Here is a 15,632-nt window from a genome sequence, read left to right as displayed (position 1 = left end):
GGAGTGATTGTTTAAGATGAAAAAGATATTTAAGGGAGTTTCACTGGAAGACTGTTTGAAATCCGCCAGTTATGAGTTAAATAAACCCAAAGAACAGTTAAAATATAAAGTGTTAAAGCAGAAAAAATCCTTTTTTAAAAAGAAGACGGTAATTGAAGTCTTGATAGATGATGACGAAAAAGATATGGCACCTTTAAAGTCCTATGAGAATAATGGAACCATCAAAGTGGTTAAGGGGAAGGTAATTGTAAAAGATCCTGCAGCGGACGGGAAACCTGCAGTAATTTGTAGAAGTAAGCATATGTCGATTTCTGTAGATGGGGCTGAAGTTGAAAAAAAGTGTGAAGTTTTTTCAAACAGCAGTATAGAAGTGACTTTTCATAAGGATGAACCCAGAAGAGAACTCAACATGCACGTGTCCTATGATAAAATGAAGGCTTACGCGGAAGTTAAATATATACCTGAAAATAAATACGCATTGAAGGATATGGAAGAAAGCCAGAAAGCCAGCTTGAAAACTGAAATATTAGAGAGTGTTTCCCCTGCTAAATACACTGTGGAAGAAATTAAAGAAGAATTATCCAATAATAAAGTAGTTTATGGTATAATAGAAGAAAATTTGAAAAAAGCTGTAGAAATTAGTGAGAGGGTTCTTGTAGCACAGGGAAAGGAACCTGTAAATGGAAAAGATGATCTAATAGAAGTGAAATTTAAAACTTTTGCAGACCTGGAAGAGGATGTGGGAGGCAATGTGGATTTTAAAAGCATAGGAGCTGTAAATGCAGTAGAAAAGGGAGATGTAATTGCAGTAAGACATGTGGGCACTAAAGGTGAAAATGGATATGATGTATACGGGAAAATAAAAAAGTGTAAAAATGGAAAGCAGTTGAAGCTCAAAGCTGGAACCGGCTGCCTTCTTAAAGATGAAAATACAGTTGAAGCAGCTGTCAGCGGAAAACCTTCTGTAAATGGGAATACTTTTTATGTCCATCAGGTCCATGAGATCAATGGCGATGTGGATCTGAGTACTGGAAATGTAAAGTATATAGGAGATATAGTTGTACACGGTGATGTAAAAGAGGGAATGGAAGTGGAGTGTGGAAATGACCTTGTCATAGACAGGGAAGTGGAGAGAGCTACTATAACTGCATTAGGCGATGTAGCTGTAGTTGGCAGTGTTGTTGCATCGAAAATATGCGGCGGAGGAGAAAATGTAACAAAGCTCCATGCTCTGGAACATCTGAAAAAATTCAATGAGAATTTGACCAAATTAATTGAAGTGGTAAAGGAGATAAAATCCTATGATTTGCTTGGACGCGATAAAAGTGATGGAGAAATAATAAAAGTACTATTGGAAAATAAATTTAAAGTTCTTTTGAGGTTGGGTATAAATGTAATTGCAGATTTGAACACTCAAAATGAAGAGGATGGAGAAGATGAAATAGTTAGATATATAAGGACAAAACTTATGGGAATAGGACCTATAAGTATAAAAAATTATTTGGAATTAAATGAGTTGATAGATGAAATAAGTGATAAAATAAAGTATTTTGAGGATACCCTTGCGCTTCCGGTAAACGTGAGTTTATCATACTGCCAGGACTCAAATATACAGAGTTCGGGTAATGTAATAATTACAGGAAAAGGAGAATATGTATCGACTATTACAGCTAATGATTCTATTGAATTTGCAAGGGAAGGAAGTGTGGCAAGAGGAGGAATTCTAAAATCTCAGAGGGAGATCAAATGCAAGGTTGTTGGGAGTATGGCAGGAGTGTCTACAAAACTCCAGGTAGGAAGCAAGGGCCATATATGGGCTGATATAGCTTATCATAATACTGTATTTAAAGTGGGAAACAGGGAGATGGTTCTGGATTCACCAAGTAAAAGTGTACATGCTTACTTAAAGGACGGACTTATAGTAGTAGATAAATTCGTCCTGTAAAAGTCATAGATTATTTTAAAATAATTAAGGAGGATTTTTGACAATGGGCAATAAGGAAATAAAAGTGTTGATATTTAGTATAGGCGAAGAATACTATGCTACAGATATTATGGAGATAGAGAGAATTTTAGGATATGAAGAAACTACAAAATTGCCTGATTCACCTGATTTTGTGGAGGGGGTAATAAATTATGAGGGAAATATACTTCCTGTAATATCCCTTGCTAAAAAGTTTGGACTTGAATCCCAGCAGAAAAAGGATCAGGCTAAGATCATAGTTACAAAGCAGGATGAAAATAAAATAGGCGTAATAGTTGATGTAGTATCTGAAGTAAGAGATATAAATACCGATAATATAGAAGTACCACCTGAAATAATAGCGGGAATATCAAAAAGATATATCAAGGGACTTATTAAAATAGATGATAAGATAGTAATATTTTTAAATATGGCAAGGATATTGACGGAGAAGGAAAAGGAACTCATATAATTTAAATTGAAAGGTTGCATATTTATGGAGGGAAAAGAAATAAAGGTAGGAATAGCAGACATGAATACAGCCGGTTCCCCAGATAAAATTATAACCATTGGTTTGGGTTCCTGTGTGGGCATAGCACTGTATGACGATAAAATAAGTGTAGGAGGATTGGCACATATAATGCTGCCGGACAGCACTCAATTCAGCAATAAAAAGAATCCCATGAAATTTGCTGATTTGGCTATCCCTCTGCTCATAGAAAAATTGGAGAAATTAGGTGTAAATAGAAAGAACTTAAAGGCAAAAATAGCGGGAGGAGCATCCATGTTCAACTTTTCAGATAAAAGCATGATTATGGATATAGGAAATAGAAATGGAAATGCTGTAAAACATATACTAGAGGAGTACTCTATTTCCATATTGGCGGAAGATCTGGGGGGCAATAAAGGAAGAACCATGATATTTGATACTTACGATGGCAGGGTTAAGATAAAGACAGTAGGAATAGGAATAAAAGAAATTTAAAGGTTAATGGAGTGATAGCAATTTGGAGGAAATTAAGGTTTTAGTAGTAGATGATTCTGCGCTTATGAGGAAAATAATTTCGGATATGATAAACAATAATCCATCTATGGAGGTCATAGGCACTGCAAGAAATGGTGAAGATTTTTTAGACAAGCTTTCCACGAATTTTTGGAAAGGCATGCCTGATATAATAACCCTTGATGTGGAAATGCCAAAGATGGATGGTATAACTGCCCTCGGTGAGTTGAAGAAAAGAGGTATTGAAATACCTGTAATAGTTTTAAGCAGTATCTCCAAAGAAGGTACGAAGCTTACTATGGAATGCCTTGAAGCAGGTGCATTTGATTTTCTGCCAAAGCCGTCCGGCACCATATCTCTAGATATAAATAAAGTCCAAGCTGAACTCATAAAGAAAATAAAGGCAGCTTATAGAAATGTAAGCAGGATAAAAAATATACCAGATCCAGTTTATAAAGATGAAGGCCCTAAAAGGGCAGCTGCTGATTACATAAAGGCAGATCCGGGAAATGAAATGGACGGTGGAATTGAGCTCAGGAGAAATGTAGATGCCGTAGTAATAGGAGCTTCTACAGGAGGACCCAAAGCGCTGTATACAGTCATAACGCAATTCCCAAAAGACATGGGGGTGCCTGTATTTGTGGTGCAGCATATGCCTGTAGGATTCACAAAAGCTTTTGCAGAAAGACTTGATTCCAATTCAGATATAAAAGTGATGGAAGCACAGAACGGCATAGATGTAATGAAAAATACTGTTTACATAGCTCCGGGCGGATTTCACATGGAAGTCTGGAGGGACAGAAAAATACATTTAAATGAAGAACCTGCCATATGGGGGGTAAGACCTGCAGTGGATAAGTTATTTTTATCTGCTTCGAGGGTATATGGAGAGAATATCATAAGTGTGGTTTTAACTGGCATGGGAAGAGACGGTGCAAATGGAACCGTCGAGATCAAGAAAAGTGGTGGAATCACCATAGCAGAAGATGAATCCACCTGTACTATTTACGGCATGCCTAAGGCAGCTTATGCCACCGGCAAGGTAGATTTGGTCCTGCCCATAGATAAAATAGCAGACGAAATTTTGAAGATAATAAAGCTCGGCAGGAGGTAGACTTATGGTTGTGGATATGGATTATTTTGAAAAATGGGTTCTGAGAGAATTCAATATAAATCTGTCTGCCTACAAACCAAATCAGCTGCACAGGCGGATAAACAGTCTTATGTCCAGGGTTGGAGTGAAAACCATAGAGGATTATATAGCGCTTTTAAAAGTGGATAGGATGCAGAGGCAGAAATTCCTGGATTTCATAACTATAAATGTATCTGAATTTTTCAGAAATCCAGAGATATTTGAGGAGCTTAAAATCAAGTTAAAAGGAGATCTGCTTTCTCGAAATAACTATTTGAAGATATGGAGTGCAGCATGTTCCATCGGAGCTGAACCCTATTCGGTGGCCATCTATTTAGATGAACTGAGCCCCGGGGGAAGGCATAAAATAATTGCAACAGATATAGACAGTACTATAATTGAGAGGGCCAAAAAGGGTGAATATGTTTCATCGGAAATAAAAAATGTAAAAAGGGAATATTTAAATAAGTATTTCACATTAAAGGACGATAAATATATTATAAGTGATAAGATAAAAAATCTGGTTACCTTCAAAAAACACGACCTGATATTGGATAGCTATGAAGACAATTTTGACTTGATAATATGCAGAAATGTGGTGATATATTTTAATCAGGACATAAAAGATAAAATATATAAAAAATTTAGTCAATCCCTGAAAAAAGGGGGACTGCTGTTTGTTGGAGCTACTGAAAGCATCTATAATTACAGGGACTATGGTTTTGAGAAGGCATCTACCTTTATGTACAGAAAGCTATAAGGAGGGGGAAAATGGATACATCACAGTATATGGCTATGTTTCTTGAGGAAGCAATGGATAATTTACAGACACTTAATGATTCGCTGCTTCAGCTTGAACAGGAACCGGATAATATAGATAAGGTGAATGAAATTTTTAGGGTTGCACATACCATAAAGGGAATGGCAGCTACCATGGGATTTAATGAAGTGGCGGAATTGACTCATAAGATGGAGGACGTATTGTCTGAATTCAGAGACGGCCAACTTAAGGTTACGCAAGATGTAGTAACGGTATTGTTTAAATGCCTGGATACCCTTGAGCAGATGATAAAAAATATAGAAGATGAAGTAGATGAAGAAGTGCCTATTGAAGGCATTATAGAGGAACTTGAAAAGATTTCGGGAAATCCTCAAGAAGCATCCGCCGGCAGGGAAAATGTGGGAGCTGAAGACAATAAAACAGACAGTGAAGTAGAAGCCAAAGACATAGACAATTCTTCTGTAAAATTGAACGAATATGATATAAATGTGGTTAAACAGGCAAAGGATAAGGGCTTTAATGCCTATGAGATAAAAATCAACCTCAGCGAAAGTACACTGCTGAAGTCGGCCAGAGCTTTTCTGATATTTAAAAATTTGGAGGAGATCGGGGAGATAATAAAGTCCATCCCCGGTACAGAAGATATAGAAAGTGAGAACTTTGAATTTGAAATACAGCTTGTTTTTCTGACTAAAAGTGATGAAGAAAAAGTTTATAATACCTTGAAAAATATATCCGAAGTGGAAAGTGTGGATATAGAAAATGTGGATATAAAATCGGTAAAGGCGAAAAAAGTTAAGGAAGATGCGGCCAAGGAAAGCGAGATAAAAGCTAAAGTTAAAAGTCAGGCTGAAAATATAAAGCCCAAACCTGCTGCTGCGGACACTAAGAAAAAGGAGAGCAAAAAAACTTCGAAAAAGGAAAATCACAAGAAGATCCACCAGTCTGTGAGAGTGGATTTGGAAAGATTGGACAAGTTCATGAACATGGTGTCTGAGCTGGTTATAAATAGGACAAGACTTGAGCAGATAAGCAGCAACTACAAATTGACGGAATTGAATGAAACTCTGGAGCAGGTTGCGAGGACCACTTCTGATCTCCAGGATCTGGTAATGAAAATCAGGATGCTGCCGCTGGACACAGTATTTAACAGATTTCCCAGGATGATAAGGGATTTATCCGTTGAACTGGATAAGGAAATGGAACTTATAATTCAGGGAGCAGACACGGAACTTGACAGGACAGTAATAGATGAAATAGGAGAGCCTCTTATCCACCTCATCAGAAATGCAGCAGATCATGGTATAGAACCTAAAGAAGAGAGAATTGCAAAGGGAAAGGATCCCGTGGGAAAGATAAAACTCATTGCCTATCAGGAAGGGACCAAGGCGGTGATAAAAGTAGAAGATGACGGAGGCGGAATACCTGTAGACAAGGTTCGGGAAAAAGCAGAGGATATGGGTATAAATACCGATGGAATGTCGGACAGTGATATAAAAAATCTGATATTCATGCAGGGCTTCAGCACTAATAAGGAAGTAACTGATATTTCAGGCAGGGGAGTTGGCATGGATGTAGTAAAGACCAAAATATCCTCTCTCGGGGGAACCGTAGATCTCATAAGTGAAAAAGACAAGGGTTCTTCCTTTATAATAAGACTGCCTCTCACACTGCAGATAATTCAGGTACTGCTTATAGGGGCGGGAAATGAGACCATGGCCATATCGCTTGGATATGTAGATAGAGTTATAGATTACAGCGATGATATGGTTAAAATGACAAGCAACCGGGAAGTTATAATATATAATGGAAATGTTATACCGCTTATAAGGCTGTACGAGAAACTGGGAATTGAAAAATCGGACAGCAAGAAGAAATATATTGTTATAGTTAAAGTAGGAGAGAAAACTGTAGGACTCATGGTGGATTCACTTTTGGGGCAGAGAGAAATTGTAATAAAACCTCTTGGAAAAACACTACAGAACCTGAAAGAATACATGGGGGCAACAATACTTGGTGATGGACTTGTAACACTTATATTAGATGTTGCTTACCTAGTATGAGGAGGATAGGTATGAATTATAAGGAGCTCACTCCTATACAGTTGGATGCACTGAAAGAAGTTGGCAATATAGGTACAGGAAACGCTGCTACAGCTCTTTCCCAGCTTTTGAATAAAAAAGTTGACATGACTGTACCTTCTATAAATGTTGTGCCCTTTGAGGACATCTTCCAGAGTATAGGAGGAGATGAAATAGTTGTAGGGGTAATAGTCAGAATACTGGGTGATGCACCTGGAAATATACTATTTATATTTGAAAAGAATACTGCACTTGATCTCATATACATGCTTACGAGCCAGAAAAAAGAGTATATTGATGAGATGGGAAATTCCGTTGTATGTGAAGTTGGAAATATAATAGCCAGTTCTTATATGAATTCCATGGCTAAATTTACAGGATTGTATGTTATACCTTCTGTACCTGCAGTTACCTGTGACATGCTGGGGGCCATACTTTCAACTACATTTATAGAATCAGGACAGTTTGATGATTATGTCATTGATATAGAAACACTGCTTATGCAAAATAACAGCAAGGTGAGCGGGCATTTTTATTATATTCCTGTGCCCGGATCTCTTGAAAAAATTTTAAATGCTTTAGGAATAGGATAATAACAGTAGTATATAATTTTGGAGGGAAAAAAATGGCTAAAATATTAATTGTGGATGACGCTGCATTTATGAGGATGATGATAAAGGATATATTGGAGAAAAACGGATTTGAAGTGATAGGAGAGGCAAACAATGGTATAAAAGCTGTGGAATTATATAAAAAGGAAAGACCTGATGTAGTGACAATGGATATAACAATGCCGGATATGGATGGTATTGAGGCCGTAAAGGCCATAAAGGCTTTGGATCCAAGCGCCAAAATAATAATGTGTTCCGCGATGGGACAGCAGACCATGGTTATGGATGCAATAAAAGCTGGTGCGAGAGATTTTATTGTAAAGCCATTTCAACCGGATAGAGTACTGGAGGCAATAAGTAAAGTTGTGAATTCATAGTAAGATGTAAAATTAAAGTTAAAATTTCACAACCAATATAAAGGTAATATAATTTATAACGAAATATTTTAGTAGTATTAAATTCAATGTTAAACTTTGTTAAAATACGTATAAAACTGTGACTTTGATATGCCAGCTTACAAGTACATAGTTTATGTATCCATATGCGCATGGAGGTGTAGATATGCAGGTTGTTATATTTAGATTGAATAACGAGCAATTTGCTGTGGAAACAGCTAAGGTTCAAAGTATAAATGATGCAATGGAAATAACGAGGGTCCCCAAGGCACCGGCCTACATAAAAGGGCTTATAAATTTAAGGGGAAATGTAATATCACTTTTGGATATAAATCTTTTAATGGACATTCCCAAGAGTGACAAGAGTGAAAACAATATAATAATACTGGAAATGGAAGATGAACTGGTAGGTGTAACTGTAGATCAGGTGGATGAAGTTTTGGATCTAGAAGAAAATGTTATTGAGAAGATAAATGATGAAAGAAAAAAAGCCTATATAGAGGGAATAGTAAATCTTGAAAATAGAGTAGTTACACTAATCGATATAGACAAGCTTCTTTCAAATTAGAATTTTCACGAGAAATGAGGGAAGAGAATGGCAGATGTATTATCACAGAATGAGATAGATGCCCTTTTAGCTGCCTTGTCTGCAGGAGAACTTACTCCTGATGAAGTGCCTAAAGAAGAGGAAAAGCAAAAAGTAAAGCCCTATGATTTTAGAAGTCCGCAGAAGTTTTCTAAGGATCATATAAGAACTCTGGAACTTATTCACGACAACTATGCCAGAATAATTTCAAACTATTTGACTGCACAGGTAAGAAGTAATGTAAAAGTAAAACTGGAATCAGTACAGCAGATAACCTACGAGGAATTTATTCACTCTGTGCCAAATCCTACTGTACTTACCATATTTAAAATGCCGCCTTTAAGCGGCTCCGTGCTGTTTGAAATAAATCCGCAGTTCGTATTTGAAATTATAGATCTCCTCCTGGGGGGAAGTGGAACGGGTAAGTATAAAGCCAGGGAATTCACAGATATAGATAAAAATATTATAAAAGTGGTGAATGCAGGACTTATATCCAATTTAAAACTGGCCTGGGAAGATGTAATGTCGGTGGAGACAGAAGTAGAGGGAATTGAGACGAATCCCGCATTAAATCAAACTCTTGCACCTAATGATCCCGTGGCGCTTATAACTTTTTCTGTGGAAATGGGTAAAAGCAATACTTTCATAAATATATGCATTCCCTATCTGAGTATAGAGAAGGTATTGGATAAGCTGGTGGTACAGTACTGGTTTCAGGACAGCGATGAGGATGTAGTAAATGAGTCCAGAGAAAAGCTCAGAAAGAGACTCAATATAGTTGAAATGCAGCTTTCTGCCGTACTTGGAACTGCCAGACTCACAGTGGAGGAATTTTTGAATCTGAATATAGGAGATGTGATTACCTTAAATGAAAACACTAAAAGTCCTATAAAGATGATGGTAGAAGACAAGGTATATTGTTATGGAAAGCCTGGCATAATAGGAAAAAACATGGGCGTTGAGATACTAGATATTATAAGTAAGGATGTGGAAAATTATGAATGATGGGAATGGGTTTCTTTCACAGGAAGAAATAGATGCACTTTTAAACGGAGGAGACAATAAGAAAGATAAAGAAAATAAAGCAGATCCGGCGTCAGAAACTGGCTCCCAGGATACCTCCGAATTGTCGGATGTAGAAAAAGATCTGTTGGGGGAAATAGGAAATATATCCATGGGATCTGCATCCACAGCGCTTTCTACAATAATAAACCAGCAGGTGAATATAACTACTCCGGTGGTGACTTTGACCACTTTGAAAAAATTGAGAAATGAGTTTGAAATTCCCAATATTGCGCTGGAAGTTCAGTATACCAAAGGAATAGTAGGTGAAAACCTTCTTGTGATGAAAGTGACAGATGCAGCTGTTATAGCAGATCTCATGATGGGAAACAGCGGTGAACTGGATGGAAAGAAATCTGAACTCAGTGAAATAGAGGTAAGTGCGGTATCTGAAGCCATGAATCAGATGATAGGTTCTGCAGCCACTTCCATGGCCACCATGTTTATGAGAGAGGTGAATATATCCCCTCCTAAATCAAAAATATGGACGGATCTCACAGAGCCGCTGTCCGAGGGAATAGGTGACGAGGAATCTGTGATCAAGGTGTCCTTTTCACTTAAAATAGGTAAATTAGTAGACAGCCATATAATGCAGCTGTTTCCTCTGGCAACTGCAAAAAAAATAGTTTCCATAATGATGGGTCAGGAAGGAGAGGAGGAAGCAGCAGCTGAATCCAAAGCCAAAGCAGTGGAAAACAAAAGTGAAGCACCTTCTGGTGATGCTGTTTCACAGGCCGCAGCAGCTTCTTCCGTTCCGCCGCAGCAGAGCAATTCACCTTCCGGCAGCGGCATAAATGAAAAGCCTATAGAAACAAGTGCGGTTAAGAAACAGGTACCGGTGCAGCAGGCGGCATTTCAACCCCTTGGCAAACCTAAAACCGTGGAGAATGTGCCCAGAAATATAGATCTGATATTGGACGTGCCACTTGAGATATCGGTAGTGCTTGGAAGAACCAAAAAGAATATCAAGGACATATTGAATCTTGGTACGGGATCTCTGGTAGAACTGGATAAACTGGCCGAGGAGCCTGTGGAGATACTGGTAAACGGAAAGAAGATAGCTTACGGCGAAGTCGTAGTAGTGGATGAAAATTTCGGTGTGAGGATAACGGGTATTGTGAGCAACGAGGAGAGGATCAAATCCCTGAAATAGGTTTTATTACAGTTGAGAGTTGAGAGTGAAGAGTTGATGGTTTTGGTTGGTTTTCAGTTTCTGCTGAAAATCTTCATTTTCTGTTGGCTCTTCAATTTTGATATTAGTAACCTTTAATGGGAATTATAATTGAATTGATATATAGCGTTAAAGTGGGAATTTAAGGGGACTTTGGTCCTAAAATAACATGTTTATCTTTTATCCAAAGTATAAACCTTAAATATATATACCCGATAATATTATTAATGACAAAGAACATTTGGAGTCGTTGAATTTAAGGGAGTGTATTTATATGAAGATTAATGGGATCATTTTGAACCAGGCATTGAATATCTACGGGGGAAATAAGAAAGAGCACGTGACAATTAAAAATATGGATAAAAAGGATTCCATTGAAATTTCGTCTGCAGGAAAAAGTTTGAGTTCTTATTCTCCTGAGGATAAATTCATAAGTTCTGAAGAAAAAATAGAAAGTATAAGAAAGGCTGTGGAAAACGGAACCTATAATGTAGATAAAAAATTGGTGGCATCTAGAATTTTAGATGCCATGAAGGGGAAAATATTATAGTTCTCCCCATAGTTCTATGGAGGTGAGATGCGGTGTCACTGCAGTTGATGAACATAATGGAAAACGAGTATTCAGTTTTAAAAGAACTTCTTAAGGCCCTGGAGGATCAAAATCAGTACCTTTTAAAAAGAGAAGTGTTTAAACTGGATAAAATAGTGAAAGTACTGGAGGAGAAGAGCAAAACCGTAGCTTTCTGGGAAGTGGAAAGAAGAAAAATTACAGACAAAAGACCTATGAGAGAAGTTATTGCAGAATCCAGGGATGAAAATATGAAAAAGACCTATGAAAATATAGTGGAATTACTCAGAAAAATGCAGCTGCAAAAGGATACAAACGAGGCCCTTATAAAACAGTGGCTTGTATTTACCAACCAGATGCTCAGGGCACTCAATCCAGCCAGAAAAGCAGTTACCTACAACGCACTGGGAAAGAGCAGATAGTTTAGCAATGCACAATGCATAATTGAGAGTTAACAATTGATAATGGACAATTAACAGTTAATGATGAAATTTTTAATTCTATTAAAAATTTCTACCTAAAATTGTCAACTGTCAATTGAAAATTGTAAATTGGAAAAAAGGAGTTGATTAAATGCCGGGATTGTTTTCAATATTCAATACAGCAAAGAGCGGGCTTTTTTCGCAGCAGACGGCAATAAATGTGACATCTCACAATATAGCAAATGCAAATACAGACGGGTACTCCAGGCAGAGGGCGGATCTTGTAACCACCCCGCCCTATACCATGCCCAGCATGAACAGTCCAGCTAGCGCAGGACAGCTGGGAACAGGAGTGACGGTGGCCTCTATAGATAGAATAAGGGACATTTTTCTGGACTACCAGGTAAGGGTGCAGATGGGTGTAAGCGGCCAGTATACAGCTAAGGATAAATATCTGACTCAGGTGGAAAATGCCCTGAACGAACCTACGGATACTGGAATTTCCTCGCTTATACAGCAGTTTTTTAGTTCATGGCAGGACCTGTCAGGCTCCACAGAAAATACAAGCACCGTTGCCCAGCAGGCTTATCAGCTGACTAACAGCATAAACAGCACTTATTCACAGCTTACAAGTATCAAGGACAATACAAATACCGAGATAAAAAACCTGGTGGTGGACATAAACGGCATGCTGTCCCAGATATCCAAATTGAACCAGCAGATTAAAGATGTCAAGATATCCGGACAGAACCCCAATGATCTCATGGACAGCAGGGATCTTCTCCTGGATCAATTGAGCAGTGAATTTGGCATAACCATCAACCAGAGATCTCTGGACGGCATTGACGTCACCACCTCAAGCGATGGAGTCGATGGTACAGCACCTATTGGAACTGACGGTAATCCGCTCAATATAGTCCAGTCAGATAATCCAGACAGTTATGATGTAGTCAGTTTTTCTTATATAACCAGCATAACCAGCAAAGGTGCGAAGCTCAGCGACCCTAGCGATCCTAGTAGTGTTATAAAAGATACTGATGGAAATATTATATATGAATATTCAGTTGATTACTATAAAAAAGGTGATACTCTTACGGATAGTAATAAAGTTAACATTACAGTAAATATGACAGAAGATGAGGCAAAGCAACTGGATGAAAGCAGAGTGTTGTGGGCAGATAAAGATGGAATGGCTTATAGTGTTGATAGCAGTGGTAAAATTACTAATAGTACTACTGGTATAGGAGATTTAGTAAAAGATACATCTGTGGATTTCAATCAATTGGCAATTTTCACACCGCCTACGGGCGAGCTAAAGGGCTATATGGCCGTACAGCAGAATGTGGATGATTATCAGGATACGCTGAATAAATTTGCAAAAGCACTAGCCCTTTCAGTAAATGCCATAATAAGTCAGAGCAGCAACTGGGTTGAAGACGGAGACAATACTGGTTCTCAGGAAGGCGGCGTAAACAATTTTTTTGTAAATGCAGATCCTGAAGCTTCAGGTTCCTATACTGAAAAAGACGAAAACAACATAAATGCAGGGAACATAACGGTAAATGTGGCCATCTTGAATGATCCTTCAAAAATAAAAACTGCCACCAAATATGATTCAAAGGGAAATTCCCTCAATGACAGCACCGATGGAAACAGGGCTGCAGCTATAGCCCAGCTGGCGAACAGCCTTATGAATATACAGAGCGTGACATCCACTTCAACTAGAGATGAATTGGTTGAAGACATATTTTCCACAAATGACAAGTTGAACAATGTGTATTCTGTAGGAAGTGTGACAGGAGGTTCCACTCTTAACAACTATTTTAATGATCTGGTGAACAAGGTTGGAATGCATGAGCAGGAAGCAAAAAATCAGGTAAGTAATGAAGCTACCCAGCTCGCCAACTATACCCAGTCAAGGGAATCAGTGTCGGGAGTTTCCATAGATGAGGAGATGACAAATCTCATACAATTCCAGCACTGCTACCAGGCAAATGCAAAGATGATATCGACGATTGATGAACTTCTGGATGTAGTGGTGAATGGACTTAAAAAATAAATTCAATAGTTGAGAGTGGATAGTTGAGAGTGGATAGTTGATGAAGAAATTTTTTAATAAAATTAAAAAATTTCCACCACCACTATTAACTATACACTATATACTTTGCACTATGTACTTTACACTTAATAAAAGGTGGTGTTATTTTTGAGAGTAACAAATAAATTATTGTCAAATAATTTTCTGACGGATATGCAGAGAAATCTTACAAATTTAAGTAAAATTCAGACTCAGATGTCTTCCATGAAGAATTTTTCAAAGCCTTCCGATGATCCAATAAATGTGCAGAGGGCAATGCAGCTTCAAACTTCGATAGATTACAATGCTCAATACGCCGTAAATATAAAAGCTGCCCAGGGATGGATGCAAACTACGGATACAGCTCTTACCCAGATCAATACTGTGCTTACAAAGATAAGAAACAACCTGGAAAAGGGCGGCGGAGATGGAGGCTATACCCAGGATGAAAGGGACAAGATCAACGATGAAGTAAATCAGGAGGTATCGCAGATTGCACAGCTTTTAAATACAAACTTCAAGGGAGAGTATGTATTCGGGGGCACTGCAGGCCTTTCAAAACCCGTAAGTACTTCAACTTATGATATAACCCGCAGCGCAACAGATGTATATAAAGATTGTGTCAAAATAGATTATTCAGATAAAGACGGAAATACGGTGAATTATCTTCCTGATGTAGTTTCAGATGGATTTGATATAAATAATTGGATTTCCAGTATTGATTCAACTGTTGATAGTACTGGTATTACAAAGTCTGTTTCTGATTTGCCTAGTAATGTAAAGTTTACTGTTGATGGGACAACATATAATTTAGATTTGAGTAGTTTAGATTTGAGCGGTGCTACGGCAGCAGCTGATGTAATTAATACCTTAGATGCTGATACTACTGGTCTTAAAGATAAAATTGAGATTGATGATAATGGTGATGGTACTGTAACATTCAAAGCAAAGAATATTGATGATAGTATAAAAACTAATATTGTTGGTAAAACTATAAGCTTTGATTTTAATAGTAATACTTATAAAATAGCTATAGACCCTGCTGATTCAAATATAGATGATGTGGTAAAGGATCTGAATACCCAAATACAAAATATTACTGGATTGAAGGATAAAATAAATGTTGTAAAAACCAATGATGGAAATATAAAATTTTTGGCTGTAGGCAGTGATAATATTAAAATAAGTGGTACTACTGTTGTAGATGATTTGGCAGGGGCAGTTGATAAGCAGCTTTCCAGTATGGATCTGGAAAACATAGGAGCTTCCAAAAATATAGAGGTTTCTCAGGGAGTTGTGCTGGATTACAATGTCACAGCAGTGGATGTGATGAAATATGGTTCCGGGGATAATGATGATATAAGACTTTTGATGGACAGGATAGAACACCATCTGGCAGGTCAGGTTGAGCAGACGGATGATGATGGGAATATTCAGAAGGATTTAGATGGAAATATAATTTATGTGAACGATGAAGAAAAAGCTAAGGAAAGACTGATCAATGAAGATCTTATAGATATAGATGCTGCATCGAAGCAGGTGCTCAAGGTGGATTCTCAGATAGGTGCCAAGGAAAAGAGAATGGATGGATTATCGGATCAAAACTCTTCTTCTAAAGTGGACATGACTGATATACTCTCGAAAACAGAGGATATAGATATAACGCAAAAAACCATAGAATATGCCACTATGATAACAATCTATCAGGCATGCCTTCAGACTGGAGGAAGGATAATACAGCCTACGCTTATGGATTATATCAGTTAAAAGATGATAGTTA

At 37.7% G+C, this 15,632-nt stretch carries 15 protein-coding genes; all 15 read left to right on the top strand.

The annotated features are described in order from the left end of the window. Window positions 1-16: 16 nt before the first annotated feature. The gene (locus tag ACFHWD_RS13170) at window positions 17-1,945 is read left to right on the top strand and encodes a DUF342 domain-containing protein (RefSeq protein WP_229980838.1); all 1,929 of its coding nucleotides are present in this window, start codon (window positions 17-19) and stop codon (window positions 1,943-1,945) included. A 43-nt stretch (window positions 1,946-1,988) separates the two neighbouring features. Next, window positions 1,989-2,435 carry a chemotaxis protein CheW gene (locus tag ACFHWD_RS13165; RefSeq protein ID WP_150355749.1) on the top strand — a complete coding sequence of 149 codons (447 nt, stop codon included), beginning with the start codon at window positions 1,989-1,991 and terminating at the stop codon, window positions 2,433-2,435. A 24-nt stretch (window positions 2,436-2,459) separates the two neighbouring features. Then, the gene (locus ACFHWD_RS13160; RefSeq protein ID WP_179977050.1) at window positions 2,460-2,948 is read left to right on the top strand and encodes a chemotaxis protein CheD; all 489 of its coding nucleotides are present in this window, start codon (window positions 2,460-2,462) and stop codon (window positions 2,946-2,948) included. A 22-nt stretch (window positions 2,949-2,970) separates the two neighbouring features. Next, window positions 2,971-4,080: a chemotaxis response regulator protein-glutamate methylesterase gene (locus ACFHWD_RS13155; protein ID WP_229980840.1), complete on the top strand. Its 1,110-nt coding sequence runs from the start codon at window positions 2,971-2,973 to the stop codon at window positions 4,078-4,080. A 10-nt stretch (window positions 4,081-4,090) separates the two neighbouring features. Further along, complete coding sequence (locus ACFHWD_RS13150) at window positions 4,091-4,858, top strand: protein-glutamate O-methyltransferase CheR (protein WP_150355778.1); 768 nt, start codon at window positions 4,091-4,093, stop codon at window positions 4,856-4,858. Between the two features lie 11 nt (window positions 4,859-4,869). Beyond that, entirely contained in the window at window positions 4,870-6,942 is a 2,073-nt protein-coding gene (locus ACFHWD_RS13145) for a chemotaxis protein CheA (protein WP_150355752.1), read from the top strand. An 11-nt stretch (window positions 6,943-6,953) separates the two neighbouring features. Then, on the top strand, window positions 6,954-7,553 hold the full coding sequence (locus ACFHWD_RS13140) for a chemotaxis protein CheC (protein ID WP_150355753.1): 600 nt from the start codon (window positions 6,954-6,956) through the stop codon (window positions 7,551-7,553). A 32-nt stretch (window positions 7,554-7,585) separates the two neighbouring features. Further along, complete coding sequence (locus ACFHWD_RS13135) at window positions 7,586-7,948, top strand: response regulator (RefSeq protein WP_150355754.1); 363 nt, start codon at window positions 7,586-7,588, stop codon at window positions 7,946-7,948. 184 nt (window positions 7,949-8,132) lie between these two features. Further along, the gene (locus tag ACFHWD_RS13130) at window positions 8,133-8,534 is read left to right on the top strand and encodes a chemotaxis protein CheW (RefSeq protein WP_150355755.1); all 402 of its coding nucleotides are present in this window, start codon (window positions 8,133-8,135) and stop codon (window positions 8,532-8,534) included. A 27-nt stretch (window positions 8,535-8,561) separates the two neighbouring features. Then, complete coding sequence (gene fliM, locus ACFHWD_RS13125) at window positions 8,562-9,557, top strand: flagellar motor switch protein FliM (protein ID WP_150355756.1); 996 nt, start codon at window positions 8,562-8,564, stop codon at window positions 9,555-9,557. Continuing rightward, window positions 9,550-10,767 carry a flagellar motor switch phosphatase FliY gene (gene fliY / locus ACFHWD_RS13120; protein WP_268253746.1) on the top strand — a complete coding sequence of 406 codons (1,218 nt, stop codon included), beginning with the start codon at window positions 9,550-9,552 and terminating at the stop codon, window positions 10,765-10,767. Before fliM ends, fliY begins: the two co-directional genes overlap by 8 nt. Before the next feature lie 292 nt (window positions 10,768-11,059). Next, window positions 11,060-11,335, top strand: coding sequence for a flagellar biosynthesis anti-sigma factor FlgM (flgM, locus tag ACFHWD_RS13115; RefSeq protein ID WP_150355758.1), 276 nt, complete (start codon window positions 11,060-11,062; stop codon window positions 11,333-11,335). Between the two features lie 32 nt (window positions 11,336-11,367). Then, complete coding sequence (flgN, locus tag ACFHWD_RS13110) at window positions 11,368-11,775, top strand: flagellar export chaperone FlgN (protein ID WP_378062247.1); 408 nt, start codon at window positions 11,368-11,370, stop codon at window positions 11,773-11,775. 151 nt (window positions 11,776-11,926) lie between these two features. Continuing rightward, window positions 11,927-13,834, top strand: coding sequence for a flagellar hook-associated protein FlgK (gene flgK, locus ACFHWD_RS13105; RefSeq protein ID WP_378062245.1), 1,908 nt, complete (start codon window positions 11,927-11,929; stop codon window positions 13,832-13,834). A gap of 147 nt (window positions 13,835-13,981) precedes the next feature. Continuing rightward, window positions 13,982-15,619: a flagellar hook-associated protein FlgL gene (flgL, locus tag ACFHWD_RS13100; protein WP_378062243.1), complete on the top strand. Its 1,638-nt coding sequence runs from the start codon at window positions 13,982-13,984 to the stop codon at window positions 15,617-15,619. Window positions 15,620-15,632: the final 13 nt, after the last annotated feature.

This window comes from Clostridium sp. MT-14, from assembly GCF_042436595.1.
GTDB classification, from domain to species: domain Bacteria; phylum Bacillota; class Clostridia; order Clostridiales; family Clostridiaceae; genus Clostridium_B; species Clostridium_B aromativorans.
Note: the sequence above shows the minus strand (reverse complement) of the source record. Positions and strands in the feature narration are given on the sequence as shown.

Coding starts and splice junctions, on each gene's coding strand:
- ACFHWD_RS13170 (WP_229980838.1), top strand. CDS start 17: ATGAAAAAGATATTTAAGGGAGTTTCACTGGAAGACTGTTTGAAATCC.
- ACFHWD_RS13165 (WP_150355749.1), top strand. CDS start 1,989: ATGGGCAATAAGGAAATAAAAGTGTTGATATTTAGTATAGGCGAAGAA.
- ACFHWD_RS13160 (WP_179977050.1), top strand. CDS start 2,460: ATGGAGGGAAAAGAAATAAAGGTAGGAATAGCAGACATGAATACAGCC.
- ACFHWD_RS13145 (WP_150355752.1), top strand. CDS start 4,870: ATGGATACATCACAGTATATGGCTATGTTTCTTGAGGAAGCAATGGAT.
- ACFHWD_RS13140 (WP_150355753.1), top strand. CDS start 6,954: ATGAATTATAAGGAGCTCACTCCTATACAGTTGGATGCACTGAAAGAA.
- ACFHWD_RS13135 (WP_150355754.1), top strand. CDS start 7,586: ATGGCTAAAATATTAATTGTGGATGACGCTGCATTTATGAGGATGATG.
- ACFHWD_RS13130 (WP_150355755.1), top strand. CDS start 8,133: ATGCAGGTTGTTATATTTAGATTGAATAACGAGCAATTTGCTGTGGAA.
- fliM (WP_150355756.1), top strand. CDS start 8,562: ATGGCAGATGTATTATCACAGAATGAGATAGATGCCCTTTTAGCTGCC.
- fliY (WP_268253746.1), top strand. CDS start 9,550: ATGAATGATGGGAATGGGTTTCTTTCACAGGAAGAAATAGATGCACTT.
- flgM (WP_150355758.1), top strand. CDS start 11,060: ATGAAGATTAATGGGATCATTTTGAACCAGGCATTGAATATCTACGGG.
- flgK (WP_378062245.1), top strand. CDS start 11,927: ATGCCGGGATTGTTTTCAATATTCAATACAGCAAAGAGCGGGCTTTTT.